Origin of the sequence: Streptomyces sp. NBC_01537, assembly GCF_045040445.1 — a bacterium.
Lineage (GTDB): Bacteria > Actinomycetota > Actinomycetes > Streptomycetales > Streptomycetaceae > Actinacidiphila.
In genome coordinates, this window is the sequence record NZ_CP109392.1 from 2,396,599 (window position 1) to 2,417,698 (window position 21,100).

The following is a 21,100-nucleotide window of genomic DNA, read 5'->3' on the forward strand; positions in this document are numbered from 1 at the left end:
GGGTGGGGAAGGAGCGTTCCTTGAGCGACGCAGGCGCTGAGCGGCGGCCGGCCGGAGAGCTGGAGTCGAGCGTCCTGGCGGCCTTGTGGACCGCCGGGGAACCGCTGACGCCCGCCCAGGTCCAGAAGGCCCTCCCCGCCTTGCTCGCCCGGACGACCGTGACCACGATCCTGTCCCGCCTGTACGACAAGGGCATGGTCATCCGCACCCGCGCCGGACGCGGCTACGCCTACACCCCCACCGAGGACGCCGCCGGACTGAGGGCCCGCCGGATGCACTCCGAGCTGGAGAAGGACGAGGACCGCAGCACGGTGCTGGCCCGCTTCGTCTCCCAGCTCACCGACGAGGACGAGCAACTGCTCCGGACCCTGCTGGAAGGGGGCACCGGATGACCCCCATCGTGTGGCTGCCGCTGCTCATCCCCTTCCTCGCCGTCCCCGCCGCCCGCCGCGTCGCCGCCGCGCTCGAACCCGGCCGAGCTGTACGGCTGCTCACCACGACGGCAGTGGGCCTGGCCGCCGGCAGCGTGGCCGCGCTGCTGCTGCTCGTCGTCCCCGGCGCCTCGTACCTGCCCGTGGTGGCCGCACTCGGCGAACTCACCAAGCCGCTCACGGTGGGCCCGCCGTCCGTGGCCGTCGCGATCTCGGTGGCCGCCGCCGGGCTGCTCGCCTGGCGCGCCGTCGCCGTCGTGGCCGCTCTGCACCGCCTGCGCGCCGATCTGCGCCGGGCCAGGCTGCTGGTGGACGGCGGCGACTCGGAGCTGGTGGTGCTCCAGGACGGCCGTCCCGACGCGTACGCGCTGCCCGGCAGGCCTGGCCGGCCCGGCCGGATCGTGGTGACCACAGGCATGCTCGGCGCCCTGGACCCGGACGAGCGCGAGGCGCTGTTCGCCCATGAACGCGCCCACCTGAGCGGCCGCCACCACCTCCTGCTCGGCGCCGCGGAGCTGGCCGCCCTGTGCCACCCGGCCCTCATCGCGCTGCGCGAGCCCCTGGGCTACGCCCTGGAGCGTGCCGCCGACGAGGCTGCCGTGGAGGCCGTCGGTGACCGTCGGCTCGTGGGCCGGGCGATCGGCCGGGCCGCCCTGGCCGGACGTACCGCCACCGCCACCCGGCGCCCCCTCGCCGCGCTCGCCGCCGCCGCGGGCCCGGTGCCGCGCCGGGTGGCGGCGCTGCTGGGCCGTACGCCGGACAGCGCCCCGCGCACGACCGGGACCTGCCGGTTCGTCGCCGCCGCGCTACTGGCCTGCCTGGCGCTGTCCGGCGCGTCGGCCATCGGCGCCGCGGACTCCCTGCACAGCACCATCGAGATCGCCCAGGGCGAGCACCCGCACGACTGACGACGGCCGCGACCGGGCTCGGCGGCCGGACTCAGCGGGGCTCGGACGGCAGCGGTTCCAGTCGGTAGCCGTGGCCGCGCAGGGTCGTGATCTCCGGCACGACCGGGGTGCCCGGCGCGTCGGCGACGGCCTGGTGCAGGCGGCGGCGCAGCGAGGCCAGCGTGACGTCCAGGGTCTTGGTGGGTCCGAACCAGTTCTCGTCCCAGACCTGGGCCATCAGCGTCTCGCGGGAGACGGCGGCACCGGCGTTGCGGGCGAGCACGGCGAGCAGCGCGTACTCCTTGGGCCGCAGCGCGATCTCGGTCCCGGCGACCTGGCAGCGCCGTGCACTGGCGTCCACCGTCAGGTCGCCCAGCCGGATCGGCGCCTCCGTGTGGTGGCCGGGCCCCTGCGGGCGGCGCCGCAGATGCGCGCGCAGCCGGGCCAGCAGCACGGTCAGGCTGAAGGGCTTGACCAGATAGTCGTCCGCACCGGCGTCCAGGCCTGCGACGATGTCGATCTCCTGGCTGCGCGCGGTGAGGATGACGATCAGCAGATCGGGGAATTCGCCGCGCAGCGTACGGGCGACGTCGATCCCGTCCGTGTCGGGCAGTCCGAGGTCGAGCAGCACGGCGTCCTGCTCGGTGGCGCGGGCCTCGGCCAGCCCTCCGGTCCCGGTGCGGCACCAGGTGGACCGGTAGCCGTTGCCGCGCAGGCCGGTGTCGAGGTGGCGTCCGATGGCGTCGTCCTCGATGACGAGGATCCGGGTCCGGTCCTGGGCTGACGCGTTACGCATGTTCCGCAGCGTAGAGCGACCGGGGCTCGGTCCGGGCGTCACGCCGGGCCCCGGAGGTCGGCCGTCCGCCGGCCGGGGCCGTCCACGGGGCCCTCACAGCTCGCGGAGTTCTTCGAAGGCCGGGCGGGACGAACGCCGGGCGGCGTTCAGGGCGGCGGCGGTGATGGCGACGACGGCCGCCGCGACGGTCAGGGCCAGTAGGACCAGTGCACCGCCATGACGGAGGGCGGTGGATCGAAGACCCCGGCGAGGACCTTGACCAGCATCTGGGACAGCGCCCAGCCGACCCACGGCTCATGGTGCGGCTGCTGATCTACGGCTACACCACCGGCGTCCGCTCCTCCCGCGCGACGAGCGCCGCCTGGCCGACGACGTAGCGTTCCGCTTCCTTGCCGCCGGCCAGGCCTCCGACTTCCGCTCGATCGCCCGGTTCCGCCGCCGCCACCTCGATGCGCTCGCCGGCCTGTTCACCCAGTCCCTGCACCTCGTGACCAAGCTCAGCATGGTCACGATGGGACGCGTCGCACTGGACGGCACGAACTGGAGGCCAGCGCCTCCAAGCCGCTACGCGATGTCCTTGCGGGTCGCCGCGAGGTAGCCGACGAAGGCCAGGATCGCGATCGTCCAGTACAGGGTGACCGGCCCGAGCCCCCATGCCAGGCCCCTGCGGTCGGAGGAGACCGCCATCCAGTCGGCGAACGACGCGCCCAGCGGCCGGGTCACGATGTAGGCGGACCAGAAAGCCGCGATGGGGCCCAGCCCGAACTGCCGATGGGCGACGGCCGGTACGGCGATGACGACGGCGAACATGAGGCCCGAGCCGAGGTAGCCCAGGCCCAGTGTGGTGGCGGTCAGGTCCCCGGCCGCGGTGCCCAGGGCGAAGGTCGCGAGCACGGTGGCCCAGTAGAAGACCTCGCGGCGAGTGGTGTGGATGCTGTGGATGGACAGGGTCTTCTCGCATCCGTACCAGAGGGCGAAGACCACGCCGAGGGCCAGCAGGAAGAACGGGGTGGAGATCAGGTACGGAACGCCCAGCCCGACGTGCAGGATGTCGGCGGCCATGGTGCCGAAGACGCTGACCATGACGACGGCGGTCCAGTAGATCCAGGCCACGTACCGGCGGGCGGACAGCTGGACGGCCAGCGAGGCCGCTAGAGCGAGCCCGCCGAGGCCGACGGCCGGGACCGGGCCGAGCAGATGGGCCAGCCAGTCGGAGGCGGTCTCGCCCATGCCCGTGGTGAGCACCTTGATGATCCAGAAGTAGACCGTGACCTCCGGCACCTTGCTCATCGCGTGCCGGACACTGCCCGAGGGGCCGTCGTTGAGGAGCTGATCTGTCGCCATGGGTGGCAACCCTGGCACGGGATCCTTCGTGCGTCCCATGCCTCTTTGCCCCATGTTGACCTCTCTCACCACAGCTTTGCCGTTCCTTTGACGCAGGCGGCAAGAACCCGCCCCGCGCGAGGGCAGCAGAGTCGGCGGCGGAACCTGTACGCAACCTGAACGCCCGGGCCGGGCGGTGGGGGACCACCCGGAGACCCGGTGATACTGGCCAGATGACCAACCACCGTGTCCTGGTCGTCGAGGACGACCACGGACTCCGCGACGTCCTCGCCCGTGGCCTGCGCGAGGAGCACTTCGAGGTGCTCACCGCCGCCGACGGCGCGGGCGCCCTGCGCGCGGTGCGCGACCGGGTGGACGCGGTGGTCCTGGATGTCGGACTGCCCGACTCCGACGGGCGGGACGTGTGCCAGGCGATGCGCGCCTGCGGCATCGACGCCCCGGTGGTCTTCCTCACCGCCCGCGACAACATCACCGACCGGCTCTCCGGGTTCTCCGCCGGCGGCGACGACTATCTGGCCAAGCCCTTCCACCTGGCCGAACTCGCGGCCCGGGTGCGTGCGGCCCTGCGCCGTGCCGGGCGGGAGCCGTCCGTCGAGATCGAGGAGCTGCGGCTGGACCCCGTCCGGCACCACTTGGAGGTCCGCGGCGTGCCCGTCGCGCTGACGCCCACCGAGTTCCGGCTGCTGGCCTGCCTGATGGCCGCCCCCGGCGCGGTGGTGCGCAGGCGTGAGCTGCTGCGGGCGGGCTGGCCGGATGGCGCCCAGGTCAGCGACAACACCCTCGACCAGTACCTGGCCCGGCTGCGCCGCAAGCTGCGTGACGCGGACAGCCCGCGCGGTATCGACACCGTACGAGGCGTGGGTTACCGCTTCGCATGACACGGCGCCTCCTTCGCTTTCCCCGAGCCGCCACCCTGCGCGGCCGTCTGGCGCTGCTCGCGCTGGTCACCACCACCTTGTGGGTGGTGATCCTGACTGCAGGGTTCAACATCGCGCTCGCGGCGAGGCTGCGCCAGCAGGCTGACGATCTGCTGCGCACCCGGGCCGCGGCGGTGGCGGCCACCGTGGAGGCCCGGCCGGACGGCGTGCTGGTGGTGCACGAGCCGAGCGACGACCGCGCCCTCGACGTGGGGGTCTGGATCTACCAGGGCCACAAGCTGGTTGAGGGCACCAGCGCCGGGGAGCCCCACACGGTGGCCGACCGGCTCGTGGGCCGCGGCCGCGCCTTCGCCCAGACCGGCGAGCCTTACGCCTCGCGGCTGTACGCTCTGCCGGTCATCTACCACGGCAGGCAGATCGGCACCGTCGTCGCCTCGGTCGGCCTCGACGCCTACCGCAGCACCGCCGACACCGCCCTGGCCGGGTCGATCGGCCTCGGCCTGCTGCTCCTCGGCGGGATATATCTCGTGACCCGTACGCTCGTCGGCCGGGCCCTGCGGCCGGTCGCCGCAATGAGCGCCCAGGCCTCCCGCTGGAGCGAACGAGGCGCCGCCGAAAGATTCGGGCCAGCGGCCCGGCCCGCCGAGCTGGCCTCACTCGCCGCGAGCCTCGACGAACTCCTCGACCGGCTGGCCGCCGTCCTGCGGCACGAACAGCAGCAGTCCGCCGAGCTCTCCCACGAGCTGCGCACCCCGCTGGCCCGCATCACCGCCGAGACCGACTGGCTGACCGCCCGTCCCCGCACCCCGGCCCAGCAGCGCGCCTCCCACGAGGCCATCGCCGCATCGGCCGCCGGGATGCAGCGGATCTGCGAGAGCCTGCTGTCCGAGGCCCGCACCCGCAACGGCCACACCCCCGGCCGCTGCGATCTGCGGGAGGTGGCCCGTGACCTGGCCCGGCGAGCAGCCGAGCACCGCCGCGACGGGCCGACCCTCACCGTAGGCGGCGACTCCGCCACCGCCGGGGTCTCCGCCACGGTCGCCGAACGCATCCTGACGCCACTGCTGGACAACGCCCGCCGCTACGCCACGCGTACGGTCACCGTCGAGACCACCCAGCTGCCGGGCCTGGTCCGGGTGACCGTCCGCGACGACGGCCCCGGCGTGCCCGAAGATTTCCGCGTGGCCCTCTTCGAGCCCGGCCGCCGCGCCGACCCCATGGACGGGCACGACGGCGCCGGCCTCGGCCTCGCCCTGGCCCGCCGCCTGGCCCGGGCGGCCGGCGGCGACATCGAACTGGCAAGCGCCGAGGCCGGCGCCGCGTTCACGGTGACTCTCCCGGCCGGATGACGGCCCGGGGCACAAGACAGGCGCCTGCGGCTCAGTCCTCTTCCCCGACGACGGCCACGTCCCGGCGCGTCACGGTCAGATAGGTGACCAGAGCGAGGATCGTGACCAGGAACAGCAGGCTGGTCCCGACAGTGCCCAGGCCCAGTCCGCCGTCCGCTTTCGCCTGGGACAGGTAGTCGCCGATCGAGGCACCGAACGGGCGGGTCAGGACGTACGCGATCCAGAACGCCAGGACGGCACCCAGCCGGAACCAGTAGTGCGCCGCTGTTACCGCCGCGATCAGGGCGCCGAACAGCAGCGCCGACACCCAGTAGCCAAGATTGAGCCGCTCGGCCGTGAGGTCGCCGGCCGAGGTGCCCAGGGCGAACGTGAAGAGGATGGCCAGCCAGTAGAAGGCCTCGCGGCGGGCCGTGCGGATGCTGTGGATGGACAGCGTCCTCTCGCTCGCGTACCAGGCCGCGAAGGCCACCGCGAGCAGCACCGCGAACACGGGCGTGGTCACCGTCAGAGAAACCCCGAGGTTGTCCGTCAGGTTGTCGCTCACCAGCGTGCCGACCACGCTGATCAGAACCACCGCCAGCCAGTACACCCCGGGCACGTAAGCCCTCGCCCGGAACTGGAGGACGAGAGTGACGACCAGCAGCACCGACATGATCAGAGAGGTGGTGGTCAGGCCGAGCCCGAGATTCTCGTTCAGCAGATCCGCCGCGGTCTCACCCACTGTCGTGCACAGAATCTTGATGATCCAGAAGTACAGCGTGACTTCGGGAACCTTGCTCAGCATCTGACGGCTCCGGGGCACGGCCCCGAGTTCATCGATATTGGTTGCCATGGCACGCGACGCTGCCACGCCACACCTGAACACGACCTGACTGCGACCCCACGGAACTCGGGAGGACGCGCACCTTTGGCCACGCAGCGTGATCGGGTCACGGCGCTACGGCACGAGCCGACTCCGGGGCTGTTCAAAAATCTGGTGCCTCCGGACTACAAGCAGCGCGAGCACGTGCTGCTATGGCGGTTCGTACAGCAGCCCAACAGGCCGCGGGAGAGCGCCCTCCAGGACAACCATTGTGGTCAGCCCAGCTCGTAGCCTTGGATGCCGGGGGAACTCAAGTCTCGGCAAGACACCCAGTGGAAGGACGAACAGGAGGAGTAGCGCGAGCGAGCCCACCGGCATGTACTCGATCACCATGCCGCGCGACATCGCCGAAGCCGCCAAGGCCCGCAGCGGCCCCTCCGGCCTGTCCGCCTACGCCGTCACCGTCGCACGTCAGATCGAACGCGACAACCTAAACGAGTTCATCCAGGTCGCCGAGGCCGAGCACGGTCCCGTCACGGACGAGGAGATCCAGGCGCTGCGCGACCACCTCCACCAGGCCCGACAGCAGCAGACAGACGGGGCAGACGCCGGGTGACCGCTCCCCCGCCGTTCCCGGCGGCACACTGATCCTGGACAGTGAGGTGTTGGCCAAGGCCGTGCCGCGTGACCGATCCGTCACGGAATGGCTCGCGCCGGCCCGCGCCGACGATCTCCGAGTGATCACGTCTGTGGCCACCCTGGAGTGGCCGCTGTCCCGCCTGGTCGTCGCACCGGTCACCGAGCCGATCGCCCGCCACGCGACCGCTCTCCTCGCCGGCGCTGGGCTGCAGGACCGCAAGTACGCCATGCTCAGCACTACCGCCCTCGTGACACCCAGGCCGGCAACGATCCTGACTTCCGATCCGGAGAACCTCACGGTGCCGTGCCGCGGGCAGGCCACCGTCATCACAGTCCTATCCCGCCACAGAAGAGCTGTCTCCGTCCCACTGGCCGTTGTGGACATTTTTTGTGTACATTTATCGCATGGAGACCATCCCGCTTGGAGAGCTGAACCACCATCCGTCGAGAGTCACAGCGCGGGTTCGCGCAGGTGAGACGCTCGTCGTCACTGAGCACGGCAAGCCTGTCATCCGCATGTCCCCCGCCGAACAGCCCACATCGGCCCTGGACCAGCTGATGGCGACCGGCCAGGTGCGTCGTGCAGTGAATCCGGGTGCGCTGCCCGAGTTGATCACCGATCTGGCCGAGCTGCCCTCGCTGTCGGATGCGCTGATCGCCGAGCGCGACCGGGAGCGCACCCGTTGAGCCTCTACTACTTGGACACCTGCGCTCTGCTGAAGTTCGTACAGCAGGAGGCAGAGACGCAGGCGCTTCGCAGTTGGCGGGCAGGGCTGGGCGTCGACGGTCGCCTCGTGACCTCCCAGCTGGCCGGGGTGGAGATCGCACGCACCTTCCGGCGAGCCGGTGTCGACCGGCAGCGCGTGCCATTCCTGGTCGGAAATACGCTCACCGGGACAGACCAGATCGTCCTCAGTGACGACATCCTGGCCCGCGCCGCCGGCTTCGAGGTGCAAAGACTCGGCACTCTCGACGCCATTCACCTGGCAACAGCCGCCCCTCTGCACCGAGAGCTGGACGGTTTCGTCACCTACGACAAGGAACTGGTGCACGCTGCCACAGCACTCGGACTGCCCCATCTCGCACCTGCATGACCTAGCCGGAGCAACTCGCCCGCCCAACGGAACCGTCCAGCCTCTCCGAGCAGGAGGGTCTGCCCACCACGGGACACGACCTACCGCAGCCGCCAGCCGAAGAACGACTTCCTTCAGACCGTCGGGGGCACGCTGACATCCTGAACCGTATGTCCGGATGAGCTACGCCTCGTCCTGCGGGTCGGGCTCAGGCGGCCGGTCGTAGACGCTGAGGAGCCCTTCGATGCGCTGGTTGTTGATGGACTGCCGGTCATAGAGACACTTCGCGTACCGGCTCAGCAGAACCTCGACGCTGTTGCCGGCGCGCTGGGCGACCTCCGCCGGGTCAGCACCCGCGCACAGCCACGTGGACAAGGCCGAGTGCCGCAGGTCATACGGGCGCTTCGCGAGCGGGGTGCTGGTGAGTGCGGGTGGCAGGGCAAGATCGCGGGTCTCGTGCCAGACCCGGTGGTAGGTGGTGTAGCTGATGATCCGACCCTGTTCCGTGAAGAACATCCGCCCGTCGTCGGCCGTACCGAACGTGGCGACGTGCTCCCTCCACAATGCCACCAGATGCGGCGGCAGTGGCACCACCCGCGTTTCTCCCGGCGGGCGGTTCTTCAGCCCGCGCTCGTCGTGGTACCGGCCGGTGTCGGTCCATCTCCTTCCTGCCTGCGGCAGAGTGCGGTGCAGGATCAACCGCCCCCAACCGGTTCGGGGCAGGCGGCAGTCCGGCAGCGCCACCGCGACCGCCTCCTCCGGACGCAGACCCGCGTAATACATCCCGGCAAAGAACCCGACCAGCCGACGGCCACGAGCCCGGCGGTATCCACCCACGTAGGAGACGGCGCTCAGCAGATCCCGTGCCTGGTGCGGGTTGGCCACCACCCGCGGGTCCACCGCGACCGCCGGCTTGGGCACGCGCCAGCGGACCCGGTGCAGCGGATGACTGCCCAGTTCACCCCGCTCGACGGCGTAGTGGAGGGCGTGCACCAGCACCTTGCGCTTGCGGCGCATCGTCTCCACCGCCGCCTCGCCCCCGTCGAGCTTGCGGCGCAGCGACTCCAGCACCTCGCGCGCCAGGACCGGATCGTGCAGGTCGACCAGGGGCCGGGACGCCTTCGCCACCCACTGCAGCACCAGCCGGTCCTCCGCCGGCATCTCCACCTGGCCCGGCCCGGGAACGGCAAAGGCCCAGTGGCGCAGAGCACGGCGCAGCACCTGTCCCTTCGGCCGGCCGGGAAGCTCGCAGAGCATCGCCACGGTGATCGAGGTCAGCGCGTCGCTGACCTCGTCCCGCGTCTTCGCCGCCCGCCCCGGCCAGTGCGCCCGCGCATACTCGGTCGCGAAGGCATACCAGCTCAGCTGAGACAGGCCCCGGGCCCCGTGGGCAGCGCCGTTCCCCTGGGCCAGGCCCGCGCGAAGGGCCCGCACGAGCTCCGCGCCGAACTCACCGGCCCTCCGCGACCGTGTTGTCGCGTCCCTGGTGTCCACCGCTGTGCGGCTGTGTCGGGGATTGGTCCGCCGGCTGTTCGGGGTCCGGTGTGGCACCGTCGTGATGCTCGTTCGGGTTCATGCCCGCCTCCTTCTGATCGGCGAGGACATGACTGCCCGGCACATCCACTCGAACATCCCCCGAAAAGAGGGCACTCGGGCGGCGCCGTATTGACGAGTGCGGATCATCGTACGTTCGGCACGGCTTCCGTGGCTCCTGCTCGTATTCGGTCCCGATGTGGCCGGTTGTGGTCCATGCCTGGCCATGCGCACTTGTATGCGCCCTGATACTCCGAACTACCGTTCTCGCCAGCCAGGGCACGCGGACACCGTGGGGGGATGCATGGCGAGAACCGCGCGACAGATCATGAACGCACTCAGCCGCTCGACGATCGTTCACATCCGGTCGACGACAGAACTGGCCACGCACGTGGACTCCGCGGCGGCGGCCATCGACAAGAGGCGCCGCGAGAAGGGCCAGGAAGCAGTGCGCAGAAAGCCCGGCCTGCGGCCGGTCGCGCTGGCCGAGCACGGCCGGTCCATCGATCTGACGCCGTGGCAGGTGCTGCACGCCGTGGCGCGCGGCTACGTGCTGGCCGGCCAGGGAATGGGACGCGGGCTGGCGGAACACTGGCTGAGCCTGAAGTTCTGCGAGGCCCTGGACGGCAATCGCGTCGGCGCCATGGATCTCACCGACAAGGGCCGCTCCTCCGAGAGCTGGTACAAGGGCATGCAGGCCCGGGAGCTGGCCGTCGGCTTCGGGCTCGCCGTGGCAGAACACCTCGTTCAGCAGCGCTACCCCGACCACATCGTGTCGGTCGTGGACACGAACACGGTACTGCGAGCCGGCTGGCCCCTGAGCGTCTCACAACGGAACAAGGGCTCACGGCCCCGGCCCGACTACCTCATCGAGGCATGGAAGCCCGGCGAGCCGTCGAACGTCACGTTCGTGGCCTGCCGGGGAAACCACCAGAAGCCGAGCAAGCGGACCGGCCGAACCCGCAGCACCACGATCCAGCAACTGGTCAAGGGAGCCGAACTGACCGAGGGCATGCAGATCGGACCGTGGAGCACCACGCCGTGTTTGATGCTGTCCACCGAACTCATGGGCCAGGGCGGGGTGGTGGTCAATGTGCTGCAGTCCCCCGGCGTGGCTCTGCTCCCCCTCCGTACACCTGGCGCCCCGGGAAACGCCGATGAGGAGATCAAAGACAATTCCGGAATCCCCTACCCCAACGCCATTCGTATACCGGCCCGCGAGGGGAGACGGGCGCGGACGGTCGACGGCTTCCAGGTGGGCGAGGACGACCTCGCCTGGTTCGGTCAGCTCCTGGCCCGTACCGCAGCCGCCGGCCTGACCGCCTTCTCGGGCGGAGGAAAATATACAGCCCGGTATCTCACCGCACGCCAAGGGCGACAGTACTACGACGTGCCCGCGTTCGCCGCGACATCGAGCGTCGACGACGCGGACATCGAGATCGGCGATACGAAAGCCGTCGGCACGGACAACGTCTTCCGCATGGGGACCTCACGCATCGAGGCATTCTCCGGCGTAGCCCCGGAACTGTACGAACTCGTCAAGAACGGCCGCGTGGAAGAGTACCGGCAAGCGGCCTACGAACTCCGCTCGAAAAGACACAACGCCCATGCCGCCGGGAAATGGAACGGCCCGATCTCATTCCACGCCGACGGCACCGTCATGGCCCTGAGCATCCTGCCCATCCGCAGAAGGCGCCCGCTCTGAGGCATCCTCCCGTCACGGCTCCGCCGATCTAGCACACGGTCCCCGGTTAGCGAAACCGGGGATCGCCCGCACCATTGGAGATCCACCGCCACGCCCTGACCGCCACGTCGAAAGGAGCCCTCCCAAAGCCAACCCATAACTTCACACGACAGCGGTCTGCATTCATCACTTCCAGTCCGCCAGTGCCCTGGCGGCCGAGCCCTGTCACGTCTCGAGTGAATCCAGAGACGAGGACGACCTCCTTCGTGTCGTCCTTGCGGTACACAAGAGCTTGCCCTCTGCGGCGGCGGGCTTACGCAGGCAAAGTTCCGCAACCGCAGGTAGGCGCGGTACTGCTTGCACCCGCACCTCGGTGATGTCGTCGCCGACTCCGAGCAGGACCTCGTCGACCGCTGCAGCCAACTCCGTCATCGCCCGGTCGATGCGACCGTGGGGCTCCTCGGCCGCGGGACGAAGGGGCGCTTGGGAGCGGACTGGCTCGGGACGGACCGCGGTCCCAAGGCCGACGTGCTCGGTGCCGAAGGGAGCGCGCCGTTTTCGTCGATGCCGAGCGAGTCGATAGGCCCGACCTGGACGGGAACGGTGCTGTACTCGCTGGCCAGGAACCGCACTCCCAGCATCGTCTCCATGTCCGCCTCGATGAGGTTCCTCCGGAGCCGTGTGCGCAGGTTCGAATCCTGCCGGGGGCACTCCGGAACAATGCGCTGACCTGCAGAAATGCGGGTCGGCGTTTTTTTGTGCATGCCAAAACGCACACGGTCCTTTGACCGTGTCTCTTTTCGGGCCGAGCAGCACCCTTATGGTCCGTGACCAGCGAGTTGTTCGATAGTTTTGGGCTGGTCAGCGCCCCGACGTGACGCGCTTTTCGACGGCGTTCGTCATCATGACGCACCTGTGACGCGGATCAGCCGCCTTCACAGCGCTTCCCTTCTGAGAATCACCGGTGACCTGCGCCGATGCGTCGGCGGCGGGGTGAAAACGCACACGGCGTCGTGGGTCGTGACTCGTTTCGAGCCGCTGGGCGCCCCGCGCACTGGCACAAGTCTCTTCCGCAAGCCTATTCGCCCAGGTCAGAAGCCCTTCGTGGAGCGTTGGGGGTGCGCGCGTAGCCGGACCCAGTCGAGGTGCGAACCGAGGGCCTCCGCTTCACCGGTTCACGGAAGGGGATGAGCGGCGGTCCACGAAGACCATCAATGCAGGTCAAATTCATAAACGGGATCAAATGGGAAATAGGGTCAATCTTCGGCGCTCTTGCCGCACTTTACGGCGGCACCATCGCTCTATTTGTGTTGGTATGGCAGTAGGCCGATCATGGCCGGGGAACGGGAAAGTGCCTTCTGCGTTGGAAGTGGGCCCGCCGGTGCCCGGAAGCGCGGGGCAGGGTGCTGGGGCAGGGCCAGGCGGAGGCGCTCGGCCGGGAGAGGTTCGGGCCGCTGCTGGGTTGACGACGTGCGTGGCTGCGGTCCGGCTTAGGGCCGCGTGCCGCCGTCGGCGGGTACGTTGCCGGTGTGGCTGTCGATGGAGACCCGGTGCTGGATGTGCTGGTGGTCGGTGCCGGACCTACGGGGCTGGCGCTGGCGGCGCAGCTGAGGCGTTACGGGGTGCGGTTCCGGGTGGTGGACCGCCGGTTGGACCGGGCGCGTGAGTCGCGGGCGCTGGCCGTGCAGCCGCGCACGCTTGAGGTCCTTGCCGCTGTCGGCGTGGCGGATGAGATGGTCGAGTGCGGCAACCGGGCGGTGCGGCTGCGGATGCACTTCGGCGGGCGGGGCGACCGGTCGGTGCCGGTGCGGTTGTTCGACATCGGTATCGAGGACACCGCGTATCCGTTCTTGCTGTTCCTGTCCCAGGCCGAGACCGAACGCATCCTCAACGGCCACCTCGCGCGAGGCGGCGTGCGGGTCGAGCGCGGCACGGAACTCGTCGGCCTCGCCGACGGCGAGGACGCGGTCACCTGCACGGTGCGCGACCGGGACGGCCGTGAGGAGCGCGTCAGGGCCCGGTATGTGGTCGGCTGCGACGGCGCCCACAGCACGGTGCGCAAGGCCGTCGGGATCCCGTTCGAGGGCGCGGCCTATCCGCAGACGTTCGTGCTGGCAGATCTGGAGGCCGACGGCATCGAGCCCGGCTGGGTGCACACCTACCTGTCCCCGCGCGGCATGCTGCTCTTCTTCCCGCTCGGCGCCCCAGCGACCTGGCGGCTGCTTGCCATGCGGCCCGCCTCCGACCGGGTGCCGGTGGAGCGGCCGGTCACCCTTCCGGAGGTGCAACAGCTGGCCGACGTCTACACCGCTGGGCGCGTGCGGCTGCGTGATCCCGTGTGGATGACCGACTTCCGGCTGCACAACCGCGGAGCCCGCCACTACCGCGCCGGGCGGGTGTTCCTGGCCGGGGACGCCGCCCACATCCACAGCCCGGCCGGTGGCCAGGGCATGAACACCGGCATCCAGGACGCGGTCAACCTCGGGTGGAAACTCGCTCTCGTCACGACAGGCCCCGGCAGCGAAGAGCTGCTGGACACGTACGAGACCGAGCGGCTGCCCGTGGGACGGGCGGTACTGCGCTTCACCGACCGGGCATTCACCATCGGCACCTCCACCAACCCCCTCGTACGCTTTGCCCGTACCCGGCTCGCCCCCTTCCTCGTACCACTCGCACTACGGGCCAAGGCAGGCCGCGCCTACGGATTCCGTACCGTCTCGCAGCTGGGCGTCCGCTACCGGGGCAGCGCAGCATCAGCGGAAGGCTCCCGCCCGCCGCGGCACGGGCCCAGGCCGGGTGACCGGCTTCCGGACGCCCCGGTGAGCATCGACGGCGACGCCGCCACCCTGCACGACGCGCTCGCGGCTCCGGGTTACCACCTGCTCTTGTGCGGGCCCGCCCCCGCCTGGCCCACCGGTCCGCCCACCGAGTTGGCGGACCGCCATCCTGGGTGGGTCACCGTGCACCGGCTCAGGCGGGACCGCGGGCCCGGGGATCTGCACGATGCCGACGGCCTGGCGCTGCGCCGGCTGGGCCTGCGCGGACCCGAGGCAGCGCACTACCTGGTCCGCCCGGACGGCCACATCGGCTACGGCTGCGCCGGAACCGACCTGACCGGCCTGACCGCCTACCTGACGCGCTGGCTGCCCGGCACGCCACCGTAGGGCGGGACGGTGGACAGCCGCCAACCCACGTGCGGCGGGCGGACGGAGCCGCACACCGCAGTCCCATCCGTACCCGTCAGTGACACCTCGGTCTCCACGGCCGCACCGGAGGCCACGGCCTTCAGCAGATCGGCCACCGGGATATCGGCGAGAAGAAGCTTGGCGCGGCGGAACATGGTGAAACCGCCGTCATCTGCGACCTCACCCCACGTCAGATACAGGAACCGCGCACCCTTACGGCCATGGACGGCCGGTCCCGCGAAGTCCGGCGGCTCGCCCTCCGCACGGCGCAGCCGTATCCGCGCCGTGAACACCGCCCGCTCGGCGTCACCGGGCTCCGGATCGGCCGGGTCCCTTCCCACCTGCAGCGCTACGTGGACACCCCAGTACCCGGCGCACTCGATGCCGGGCAGATGATGCCCAACCACACGGACAGTGAAAGCGTCCCTGGACTCCATCGGCTTCTCGTTCACCGGCCGCGCGGCACGAGAGGCACTGCCGAATCTCGTGAAGAACGCCAAGGGCCGGGTTCGGCATGCACGATGGCTCGGGCTCAGTCGCTGTTGGTGTACCGCAATACGTGGTCCAGCCCTATGCCGTGCAACGCGGCTCGCACCTGGGGGTTGGCGTTGCTGATCACCACGGGCACCCCGATGGGTTTGGCTGCGCGCACTACATCGAAGAAGGCCTGGGTGCCCCGGTGAGTGATCCTGCTGACTGCGGCCAGATCGATCTCAAGGACGGTGGGGCTGTCGCTGAGCGCCGCCAGCAGTCGCTGGGTGATTCGTTCGGCGTTCTCGGTGTTGATCTCGCCGCGTAGACGTACCACTGCCCGCTGCGGGTCCCGGGCGGCGTGTACGGGCCGGGCCATCAGCCAGGCGGCGCGAAAGGCTATCCGCAGCGCTCCCGCGCAGACGATCAGGGAAAGCAGTTTGCCCCAGGCCGGGCTGATCCGGACTCCGGCCAGGGCCGCTGCGCCGGCCAGCAGGAGCCATGCGGCGATGGGCAGCAGGCTCCGGCGCGGGGCGGTCACGCGTTACCGATCACACGGGCCGGGGGCAGGCGCGTGGGCCCGGCTGGCTGGTGGCGGTGGTGAAGGGGAGGTGGTGGCATCGGGCGGCTCCTGGGCATGGCGAACTCTGCGCCGACCAGACTTCCCGGCTCACCTCTGGTGACCTTACCTGTCCGGTGCTGGGGCAGGCCGCGGGCCGGGGCCGCCGCGCCGGAGTGCCGCAGGCGGCGAACTCGGCTCGGGGATGCCGACGAGGCTCCGAACTCGCGAATGTGCCCGCATCCTTCGCATTTGCGGCATGTACTATGCCCGCAGTCCGTGAGGCCGGACATCCCCCCCGTGCGGCCTCACGGACGTCTGCCCGGCCTGGGCGGTGCTGTTTTTCGTACCGATCCGGGAGGCCGCTCGCCGCGGATCGGGCATGGTACGGGGGTGTCGATCCTTCCGAACCAAGAGCCCCGTCCAGTGCCTGCCGGGCACATGGTGGTCTGTGGCGATGACGCCCTCGCCTACCGCCTCGCGTACGAACTGGCCCAGGTCTACGGCGAGCGGGTCACGCTGGTGGTGCCGGCGGCGCGTGGTGAGCGCGGGACGGAGTTCGCCGAGCTGACGCGGCCACAAGGTGTGGTGGTCATGCAGGCGCCGGTGCCGGACGAGGTGGCGCTGCGGGAGGCGGGGGTGGTCGGCGCTCATGCGCTGGCGCTGGCGTACGGCGATGACCAGAGCAATATCCACGCGGCGTTGCGTGCCCGCCGTCTGAATCCGGATGTCCGGCTGGTGGTACGGATGTACAACCGCAAGCTCGGCAGACACCTGGAGGAGTTGCTTGAGCGTGCCGCTGCCACGCGTTCGCCGGGGCTTCGGCCGTACGAACTCGACGCGTCGGCCACCGTGTTGTCCGACGCGGACACGGCCGCTCCGGCGCTGGTGGCCGCGGCCGTGGTGGGCAGCGGCAAGGTGGTGCAGGCCGACGGGCTGCTACTGCGGGCCGCCGAACGGCCGCTGGGCAGCAAGGCCGACGAGACCGGTCGGGCCGCGCTGTGCACGCTCGCGCTGCTGTCGGATTCCGCGGCTGAGCCGCGCGGTGAGGATGCCGGTGCGCGGCTGCTGCCGGACGACGACGCGGTACAGGAGGCGGCTGGGGTGCACGGCCGGGTGGTGCTGGAGGCGATCACCCGCCGCCCGGGGCCGCCGGCGCGGCGGCTGCGCCGGATGCGCGGCGGGCTGCCGCTGCGGGAGCTGATCTCGCCGCATCTGCGGTACGCGATCGCGGGGCTGGTCGCCGTGCAGTTGCTGCTGGCGGTGCTGACCTGGCAGGTCACCGGGGGTCCGCTGGTGCATGCCGGGTATCTGTCCGTGCTGGACGTCCTGAACATCAACGACCCGGCGGTGGACGATCCGCCGGGTCGGCAGATCTTGCAGCTGCTGTCCGGGGTGACCGGAATGGCGCTGCTGCCGGTGCTGTTCGCGGTCGTCCTGGAGACGCTGGGGGCGTTCCGTACGGCGTCGGCGCTGCGGGTGCCGCCGCGCAGGTTGTCGGGGCATGTGGTGCTGCTGGGGCTGGGCAAGGTGGGCAGCCGGGTGCTGGACCGGCTGTGCGAGCTGGGCGTCGACGTGGTGTGTGTGGAGCAGGACCCGCAGGCCCGGGGGGTGGCGCAGGCGCGGGCCAGGCGGGTGCCGGTGGTGATCGGCGACGTGACCCAGGAAGGGGTGCTCGAAGCCGCCAAAGTCGGCCGGGCGCAGGCGCTGCTCGCACTGACCAGCAGTGACAGCACCAACCTGGAGGCCGCGCTCTACGCTCGCGAGATCAGGCCCGAACTGCGGGTGGTGATGCGGCTGTTCGACGACGATTTCGCCGTCACCGTCTACCGTGCGTTGCGCGATTCCCACCCCCAGGCCACCACTCGCAGTCGCAGCGTGTCCAGCCTGGTCGCCCCCGCCTTCGCGGGGGCGATGATGGGGCGCCAGATCCTGGGGGCTATACCCGTGGAGCGGCAGGTGTTGCTCTTCGCCGCCGTGGAAGTACGCGGCCACGCGGAACTCGAAGGCCGCACCATCGGGCAGGCCTTCTGCCCGGGCGAATGGCGGGTCCTCGCCCTCGACCTCGCCGACCCCGACCACCGTCGCCCGGACCTGGCCGCCAACCCCGACCACGGCGGCCTGCCCCGTGAGCCCGAACTGGCCTGGGAACTCCACCCCGGATACCTGCTCCAGCCGGAGGACCGCGTCGTACTGGCCGCCACCCGGCACGGACTCGCCCGCCTCCTGCAGAGCACCGCGCCACCGCACGAGGCCCGGCCGCCCAGCCTCCAGTAGACCGGCAGCGGTTTCGTGACCCAGCGGGCCATCAGCGCCCGACGGCCGCGTCAAAGTCTTGTATGTGACACGTATGGATCGGGTAATGTTCCTTGCGGAGTGCCGGGAAGCCTGGTCGGCGAACAAGGGATCAATCTCTTCGTCGATCGGGGGCGTTTCCCATGGTGCTCGTTGCGGTCTTCGGTGCCGCGCTGCTGGTCGCGGTGCTGCTGTCGGGGCTGGCGGCCCGCTCGGTGCTTTCCACCTCGCTTCTCTTCCTACTCGGCGGCGCGCTGGTCAGCGACGGCTTCCTGGGCCTGGTCCACATCACTCCGGACAGCGAGATCGTCGCGGTCACGGCTGATCTGGCACTGTTCGCGGTCCTGTTCACCGACGGCATGCATGTCTCGTTCTCCGCGCTGCGTGGCGCTTGGCGCAACCCGGCGCGGGCGCTGGGCCTGGGGATGCCGCTGGCGTTCGTCGGCATGGCACTGCTCACGCACTTCCTGGTCGGCCTGGACTGGACGACGTCGTTCCTGGTGGGCGCGGTGCTGGCACCGACCGACCCGGTGTTCGCCTCGGCGATCGTGGGCCGCAAGGAAGTGCCGGCCCGCCTGCGGCAATTGCTCAATGTCGAAAGTGGCATCAATGACGGGCTCGCGTTGCCGGTCGTCCTCATCCTGATCGCCGCGGCCGGCCCGACCTCCGGTACTGCCGAGTCGGACCTCGGCGCGATCGCGCTGGAGCTGATCGGCGGGCTGGCGCTGGGTGTCGTGTTGCCGCTGGCCGTCGCCGGGCTGGTGCGCTTCCGGCTGCTGGGCGCGGAGCCGAAGCTGCAGCCGCTGCTGCCGCTGGCAGTCGGTGTGATCCTTTACGCGACCTGCCACCTCACGCATGCCAACCCCTACCTGGCGGCGTTCTCGGCGGGTGCGGTGCTGGCCTCGGTGTCGCCGGAGTCGAAGGCGGCCTTCGAGCCGCTGGGCGAGGCGCTGGCGGAGCTGGCCAAGTTCGCCGCGCTGCTGGTGTTCGGGGCGCTGCTGACCCCGAGTCTGTTCGGTGACCTGTCGGTGGGCGGGTACGTGGCGGTGGTGCTCGCGATCGTGCTGATCCGGCCGGCGTCGCTGCTGCTCTCGCTGGCCGGCGCCCGCACCCTGGACCGGCGGGAGAAGCTGACGGCGGCCTGGTTCGGGCCGAAGGGCTTCGCGTCGGTGGTGTACGGGTTGCTGGTGCTGCAGTCCGGGATCCCGCACGGCGAGCAGGCCTACACGCTGATCGCGGTGTGCATCGCTTTCTCGATCGTGGCGCACAGCAGCACCGATGTGCCGATTGCCCGGATGTTCGACGTCGAAGACCTGGTCGGCATTCCGGACGATGATGAGGCCGAGGACGACGAGCGGGCCCCGCTTGCGGCGGCGGCCCCGGAGAAGGAGACCGGCCATGCGCGCACGTGACCTGGCAGTGGAGTACCCGTCGGTGACCCTGGACAGCGATGCCCTGGACGCCGCCCGGCTGCTGGCCGAGCGGCGGCTGCCCGGGGTGATGGTGATCGACGACGACGGCAAGCCGTACGCGATCCTGCCCGCCTCCCGGCTGGTGAAGCTGCTCGTGCCCGACTACGTACTCGAAGACCCGGCCCTGGCGGCGGTGGTCGACGAGAAGCACGCCGACCGGCTGTGCCGGGCCCTGGACGGGCGCCCGGTCCGCGACTGCCTGCCCAGGGAGCGGCAGGTCCCGCCGGTCTCCGACCCGGACGACACCGCGCTGGAGGTGGCCGCGCTGATGGCGCGGGAGCGCAGCCCGCTGGTGGCGGTGGTGGAGAAGGACAAGGCGGGTGGCCAGCTGCTCGGGGTGATCACCGCCGCGCATCTGCTGGAACAACTTCTCGGAGTGGCATGAGCGACTGGCACAGCTGGGCGGCGATCGCGGTCTTCACCGGCGCGTACGTCCTGATCATCACCGAACGCATCCACCGCACCGCCGCCGCCCTGGGCGGTGCCGGGCTGATGCTGCTGATCGGAGCCATCGACGACAAGGCAGCTTTCTACAGTGAGCACGCCGGCGTTGACTGGAACGTCATCTTCCTGCTGCTGGGGATGATGGCGATCGTCGGTGTGCTGCGGCAGACCGGCGTCTTCGAGTACCTGGCGATCTGGTCGGTGAAACGGGCCCGTGGCAAGCCGTTCCGGGTGATGGCCATGCTGATCGTGATCACCGCGGTCGCCTCCGCGTTGCTGGACAACGTGACCACGGTGCTGCTGGTCGCCCCGGTGACCCTGCTGGTCTGTGAGCGTCTCGGGCTGCGCGCGGCCCCGTTCCTGATCGCCGAGGTCTTCGCCTCCAACATCGGCGGTACCGCCACCCTCGTCGGCGATCCCCCGAACATCATCATCGCCAGTCGTGCCGGGCTGACCTTCAACGACTTCCTGGTGCACCTCGCCCCGATCGCCGTTGTTCTGACCGGCGTGCTGGTGGTGATCTGCCGGATCATGTTCCGCAGGGACTTCGTCTACGACGAGGAGCGCGCGGACGAGATCATGGAGTTGGAGGAGCGCGAGGCCATTCGCGACCACCGGCTGCTGTACCAGGGGCTGGCCGTCCTGGCCCTGGTGATAGCCGGTTTCGTGCTGCACCCGGTGCTGCACTACGAACCCAGCGTGGTCGCCCTGCTCGGTGCCGGTCTGCTCATCGCCGTCTCCAAGGTGGAGACGACGGAGGTGCTCAGGGAGGTCGAGTGGCCCACCCTGGCCTTCTTCGCCGGGCTGTTCATCATGGTCGGCTCCCTGATCGAGACCGGTGTCATCGGCGACCTGTCCAAGACTCTCGCCGATGCCATGGGCGGCAATGAACTCGGCGCCACCATGGGTCTGCTGTTCGGCTCCGCCGCCCTGTCCGGCATCGTGGACAACATCCCCTACGTCGCCACCATGGCGCCCATCACCGCCGACCTGGTCAAGGACATGGGAGGCGCGGCAGGTGGTCACCACGTCCTGTGGTGGGCCCTGGCCCTGGGCGCCGACCTCGGCGGCAACGCCACCGCCATCGGCGCCTCCGCCAACGTCGTCGTCCTGGGCATCGCCGAACGCAACCGCCAGCGCATCTCCTTCTGGGAGTTCACCAAATACGGACTCGTCGTCACGGCGATCACGGTGGCCCTGGCAGCGCTGTACCTGTGGCTGCGCTACTTCGCCCTGGCCTGAGTCCCTGCCCGTCAGG

20 protein-coding genes and 2 pseudogenes are annotated in these 21,100 nt (G+C 70.3%); 16 read left to right on the top strand and 6 right to left on the bottom strand.

The window, feature by feature from the left end:
• The first annotated feature begins 20 nt into the window (after positions 1–20).
• Positions 21–392 (top strand): BlaI/MecI/CopY family transcriptional regulator, encoded by a 372-nt coding sequence (locus tag OG607_RS11070; RefSeq protein ID WP_405721977.1) that lies wholly within the window; start codon positions 21–23, stop codon positions 390–392.
• Entirely contained in the window at positions 389–1,339 is a 951-nt protein-coding gene (locus tag OG607_RS11075) for a M48 family metalloprotease (RefSeq protein WP_405721979.1), read from the top strand. Before OG607_RS11070 ends, OG607_RS11075 begins: the two co-directional genes overlap by 4 nt.
• Positions 1,340–1,370: 31 nt before the next feature.
• On the opposite strand, the gene OG607_RS11080 is transcribed toward OG607_RS11075, so the two are convergent.
• Entirely contained in the window at positions 1,371–2,114 is a 744-nt protein-coding gene (locus tag OG607_RS11080; RefSeq protein ID WP_405721982.1) for a response regulator transcription factor, read from the bottom strand.
• Between the two features lie 278 nt (positions 2,115–2,392).
• Between OG607_RS11080 and OG607_RS11085 the strand changes: the two are divergent.
• Positions 2,393–2,675, top strand: a pseudogene (locus OG607_RS11085) (transposase); the annotation flags it as partial.
• A gap of 3 nt (positions 2,676–2,678) precedes the next feature.
• Here the strand turns inward: OG607_RS11085 and OG607_RS11090 are convergent.
• A complete protein-coding gene (locus OG607_RS11090; RefSeq protein WP_405721985.1) occupies positions 2,679–3,458 on the bottom strand; it encodes a hypothetical protein in 780 nt (259 codons plus the stop codon).
• A 212-nt stretch (positions 3,459–3,670) separates the two neighbouring features.
• Here OG607_RS11090 and OG607_RS11095 point away from each other — a divergent pair, with 212 nt between their 5' ends.
• Both OG607_RS11095 and OG607_RS11100 read left to right on the top strand, forming a co-directional pair.
• Complete coding sequence (locus tag OG607_RS11095; protein WP_405721988.1) at positions 3,671–4,336, top strand: response regulator transcription factor; 666 nt, start codon at positions 3,671–3,673, stop codon at positions 4,334–4,336.
• Positions 4,333–5,685, top strand: coding sequence for an ATP-binding protein (locus OG607_RS11100; protein WP_405721990.1), 1,353 nt, complete (start codon positions 4,333–4,335; stop codon positions 5,683–5,685). Before OG607_RS11095 ends, OG607_RS11100 begins: the two co-directional genes overlap by 4 nt.
• A 31-nt stretch (positions 5,686–5,716) precedes the next feature.
• Here the strand turns inward: OG607_RS11100 and OG607_RS11105 are convergent, their stop codons facing one another.
• Positions 5,717–6,469 carry a hypothetical protein gene (locus tag OG607_RS11105; RefSeq protein WP_405721992.1) on the bottom strand — a complete coding sequence of 251 codons (753 nt, stop codon included), beginning with the start codon at positions 6,467–6,469 and terminating at the stop codon, positions 5,717–5,719.
• A gap of 394 nt (positions 6,470–6,863) precedes the next feature.
• On the opposite strand from OG607_RS11105, the gene OG607_RS11110 reads away from it, so the two are divergent.
• The 4 genes and pseudogenes from OG607_RS11110 to OG607_RS11125 all read left to right on the top strand — a co-directional run bounded on the left by OG607_RS11110 (position 6,864) and on the right by OG607_RS11125 (position 8,220).
• Positions 6,864–7,103 carry a CopG family transcriptional regulator gene (locus tag OG607_RS11110; protein ID WP_405721995.1) on the top strand — a complete coding sequence of 80 codons (240 nt, stop codon included), beginning with the start codon at positions 6,864–6,866 and terminating at the stop codon, positions 7,101–7,103.
• A 28-nt stretch (positions 7,104–7,131) separates the two neighbouring features.
• Positions 7,132–7,461 (top strand): annotated as a pseudogene (locus OG607_RS11115) (DNA-binding protein); the annotation flags it as partial.
• Between the two features lie 70 nt (positions 7,462–7,531).
• Positions 7,532–7,813, top strand: a complete 282-nt coding sequence (locus OG607_RS11120) for a type II toxin-antitoxin system Phd/YefM family antitoxin (RefSeq protein WP_405721998.1) — start codon at positions 7,532–7,534, stop codon at positions 7,811–7,813.
• A complete protein-coding gene (locus tag OG607_RS11125) occupies positions 7,810–8,220 on the top strand; it encodes a type II toxin-antitoxin system VapC family toxin (RefSeq protein ID WP_405722001.1) in 411 nt (136 codons plus the stop codon). The genes OG607_RS11120 and OG607_RS11125 overlap by 4 nt, the downstream gene beginning before the upstream one ends.
• 162 nt (positions 8,221–8,382) lie before the next feature.
• Here OG607_RS11125 and OG607_RS11130 read toward each other — a convergent pair whose 3' ends face one another.
• Entirely contained in the window at positions 8,383–9,633 is a 1,251-nt protein-coding gene (locus tag OG607_RS11130; protein ID WP_405722004.1) for a tyrosine-type recombinase/integrase, read from the bottom strand.
• A 427-nt stretch (positions 9,634–10,060) separates the two neighbouring features.
• On the opposite strand from OG607_RS11130, the gene OG607_RS11135 reads away from it, so the two are divergent.
• The 3 genes from OG607_RS11135 to OG607_RS11145 all read left to right on the top strand — a co-directional run bounded on the left by OG607_RS11135 (position 10,061) and on the right by OG607_RS11145 (position 14,580).
• Positions 10,061–11,437, top strand: a complete 1,377-nt coding sequence (locus OG607_RS11135; protein WP_405722006.1) for a hypothetical protein — start codon at positions 10,061–10,063, stop codon at positions 11,435–11,437.
• 336 nt (positions 11,438–11,773) lie between these two features.
• A complete protein-coding gene (locus OG607_RS11140; protein WP_405722009.1) occupies positions 11,774–12,145 on the top strand; it encodes a hypothetical protein in 372 nt (123 codons plus the stop codon).
• A gap of 800 nt (positions 12,146–12,945) precedes the next feature.
• Positions 12,946–14,580, top strand: coding sequence for an FAD-dependent monooxygenase (locus OG607_RS11145; RefSeq protein WP_405722012.1), 1,635 nt, complete (start codon positions 12,946–12,948; stop codon positions 14,578–14,580).
• Here the strand turns inward: OG607_RS11145 and OG607_RS11150 are convergent.
• Complete coding sequence (locus tag OG607_RS11150) at positions 14,544–15,008, bottom strand: DUF5990 family protein (RefSeq protein ID WP_405722014.1); 465 nt, start codon at positions 15,006–15,008, stop codon at positions 14,544–14,546. The genes OG607_RS11145 and OG607_RS11150 overlap by 37 nt on opposite strands.
• Before the next feature lie 125 nt (positions 15,009–15,133).
• Positions 15,134–15,613 carry an STAS domain-containing protein gene (locus tag OG607_RS11155; protein WP_405722017.1) on the bottom strand — a complete coding sequence of 160 codons (480 nt, stop codon included), beginning with the start codon at positions 15,611–15,613 and terminating at the stop codon, positions 15,134–15,136.
• Positions 15,614–16,072: 459 nt separating this feature from the next.
• Between OG607_RS11155 and OG607_RS11160 the strand changes: the two genes are divergently transcribed.
• The 4 genes from OG607_RS11160 to OG607_RS11175 all read left to right on the top strand — a co-directional run bounded on the left by OG607_RS11160 (position 16,073) and on the right by OG607_RS11175 (position 21,084).
• Positions 16,073–17,908 carry an NAD-binding protein gene (locus OG607_RS11160; protein ID WP_405736682.1) on the top strand — a complete coding sequence of 612 codons (1,836 nt, stop codon included), beginning with the start codon at positions 16,073–16,075 and terminating at the stop codon, positions 17,906–17,908.
• 161 nt (positions 17,909–18,069) lie between these two features.
• Positions 18,070–19,338, top strand: coding sequence for a cation:proton antiporter (locus OG607_RS11165; protein WP_405722019.1), 1,269 nt, complete (start codon positions 18,070–18,072; stop codon positions 19,336–19,338).
• A complete protein-coding gene (locus OG607_RS11170) occupies positions 19,325–19,783 on the top strand; it encodes a CBS domain-containing protein (protein ID WP_405722022.1) in 459 nt (152 codons plus the stop codon). The genes OG607_RS11165 and OG607_RS11170 overlap by 14 nt, the downstream gene beginning before the upstream one ends.
• Positions 19,780–21,084 (top strand): SLC13 family permease, encoded by a 1,305-nt coding sequence (locus OG607_RS11175; RefSeq protein WP_405722025.1) that lies wholly within the window; start codon positions 19,780–19,782, stop codon positions 21,082–21,084. Before OG607_RS11170 ends, OG607_RS11175 begins: the two co-directional genes overlap by 4 nt.
• The last annotated feature ends 16 nt before the right edge of the window (positions 21,085–21,100 follow it).

Bases quoted from the DNA above. Each gene is read 5' to 3' on its own strand.
- OG607_RS11075 (WP_405721979.1), top strand. From the start codon at position 389: ATGACCCCCATCGTGTGGCTGCCGCTGCTCATCCCCTTCCTCGCCGTC.
- OG607_RS11080 (WP_405721982.1), bottom strand. From the start codon at position 2,114: ATGCGTAACGCGTCAGCCCAGGACCGGACCCGGATCCTCGTCATCGAG.
- OG607_RS11090 (WP_405721985.1), bottom strand. From the start codon at position 3,458: ATGGCGACAGATCAGCTCCTCAACGACGGCCCCTCGGGCAGTGTCCGG.
- OG607_RS11095 (WP_405721988.1), top strand. From the start codon at position 3,671: ATGACCAACCACCGTGTCCTGGTCGTCGAGGACGACCACGGACTCCGC.
- OG607_RS11100 (WP_405721990.1), top strand. From the start codon at position 4,333: ATGACACGGCGCCTCCTTCGCTTTCCCCGAGCCGCCACCCTGCGCGGC.
- OG607_RS11105 (WP_405721992.1), bottom strand. From the start codon at position 6,469: ATGCTGAGCAAGGTTCCCGAAGTCACGCTGTACTTCTGGATCATCAAG.
- OG607_RS11110 (WP_405721995.1), top strand. From the start codon at position 6,864: ATGTACTCGATCACCATGCCGCGCGACATCGCCGAAGCCGCCAAGGCC.
- OG607_RS11120 (WP_405721998.1), top strand. From the start codon at position 7,532: ATGGAGACCATCCCGCTTGGAGAGCTGAACCACCATCCGTCGAGAGTC.
- OG607_RS11135 (WP_405722006.1), top strand. From the start codon at position 10,061: ATGAACGCACTCAGCCGCTCGACGATCGTTCACATCCGGTCGACGACA.
- OG607_RS11160 (WP_405736682.1), top strand. From the start codon at position 16,073: ATGGTGGTCTGTGGCGATGACGCCCTCGCCTACCGCCTCGCGTACGAA.
- OG607_RS11165 (WP_405722019.1), top strand. From the start codon at position 18,070: ATGGTGCTCGTTGCGGTCTTCGGTGCCGCGCTGCTGGTCGCGGTGCTG.
- OG607_RS11170 (WP_405722022.1), top strand. From the start codon at position 19,325: ATGCGCGCACGTGACCTGGCAGTGGAGTACCCGTCGGTGACCCTGGAC.
- OG607_RS11175 (WP_405722025.1), top strand. From the start codon at position 19,780: ATGAGCGACTGGCACAGCTGGGCGGCGATCGCGGTCTTCACCGGCGCG.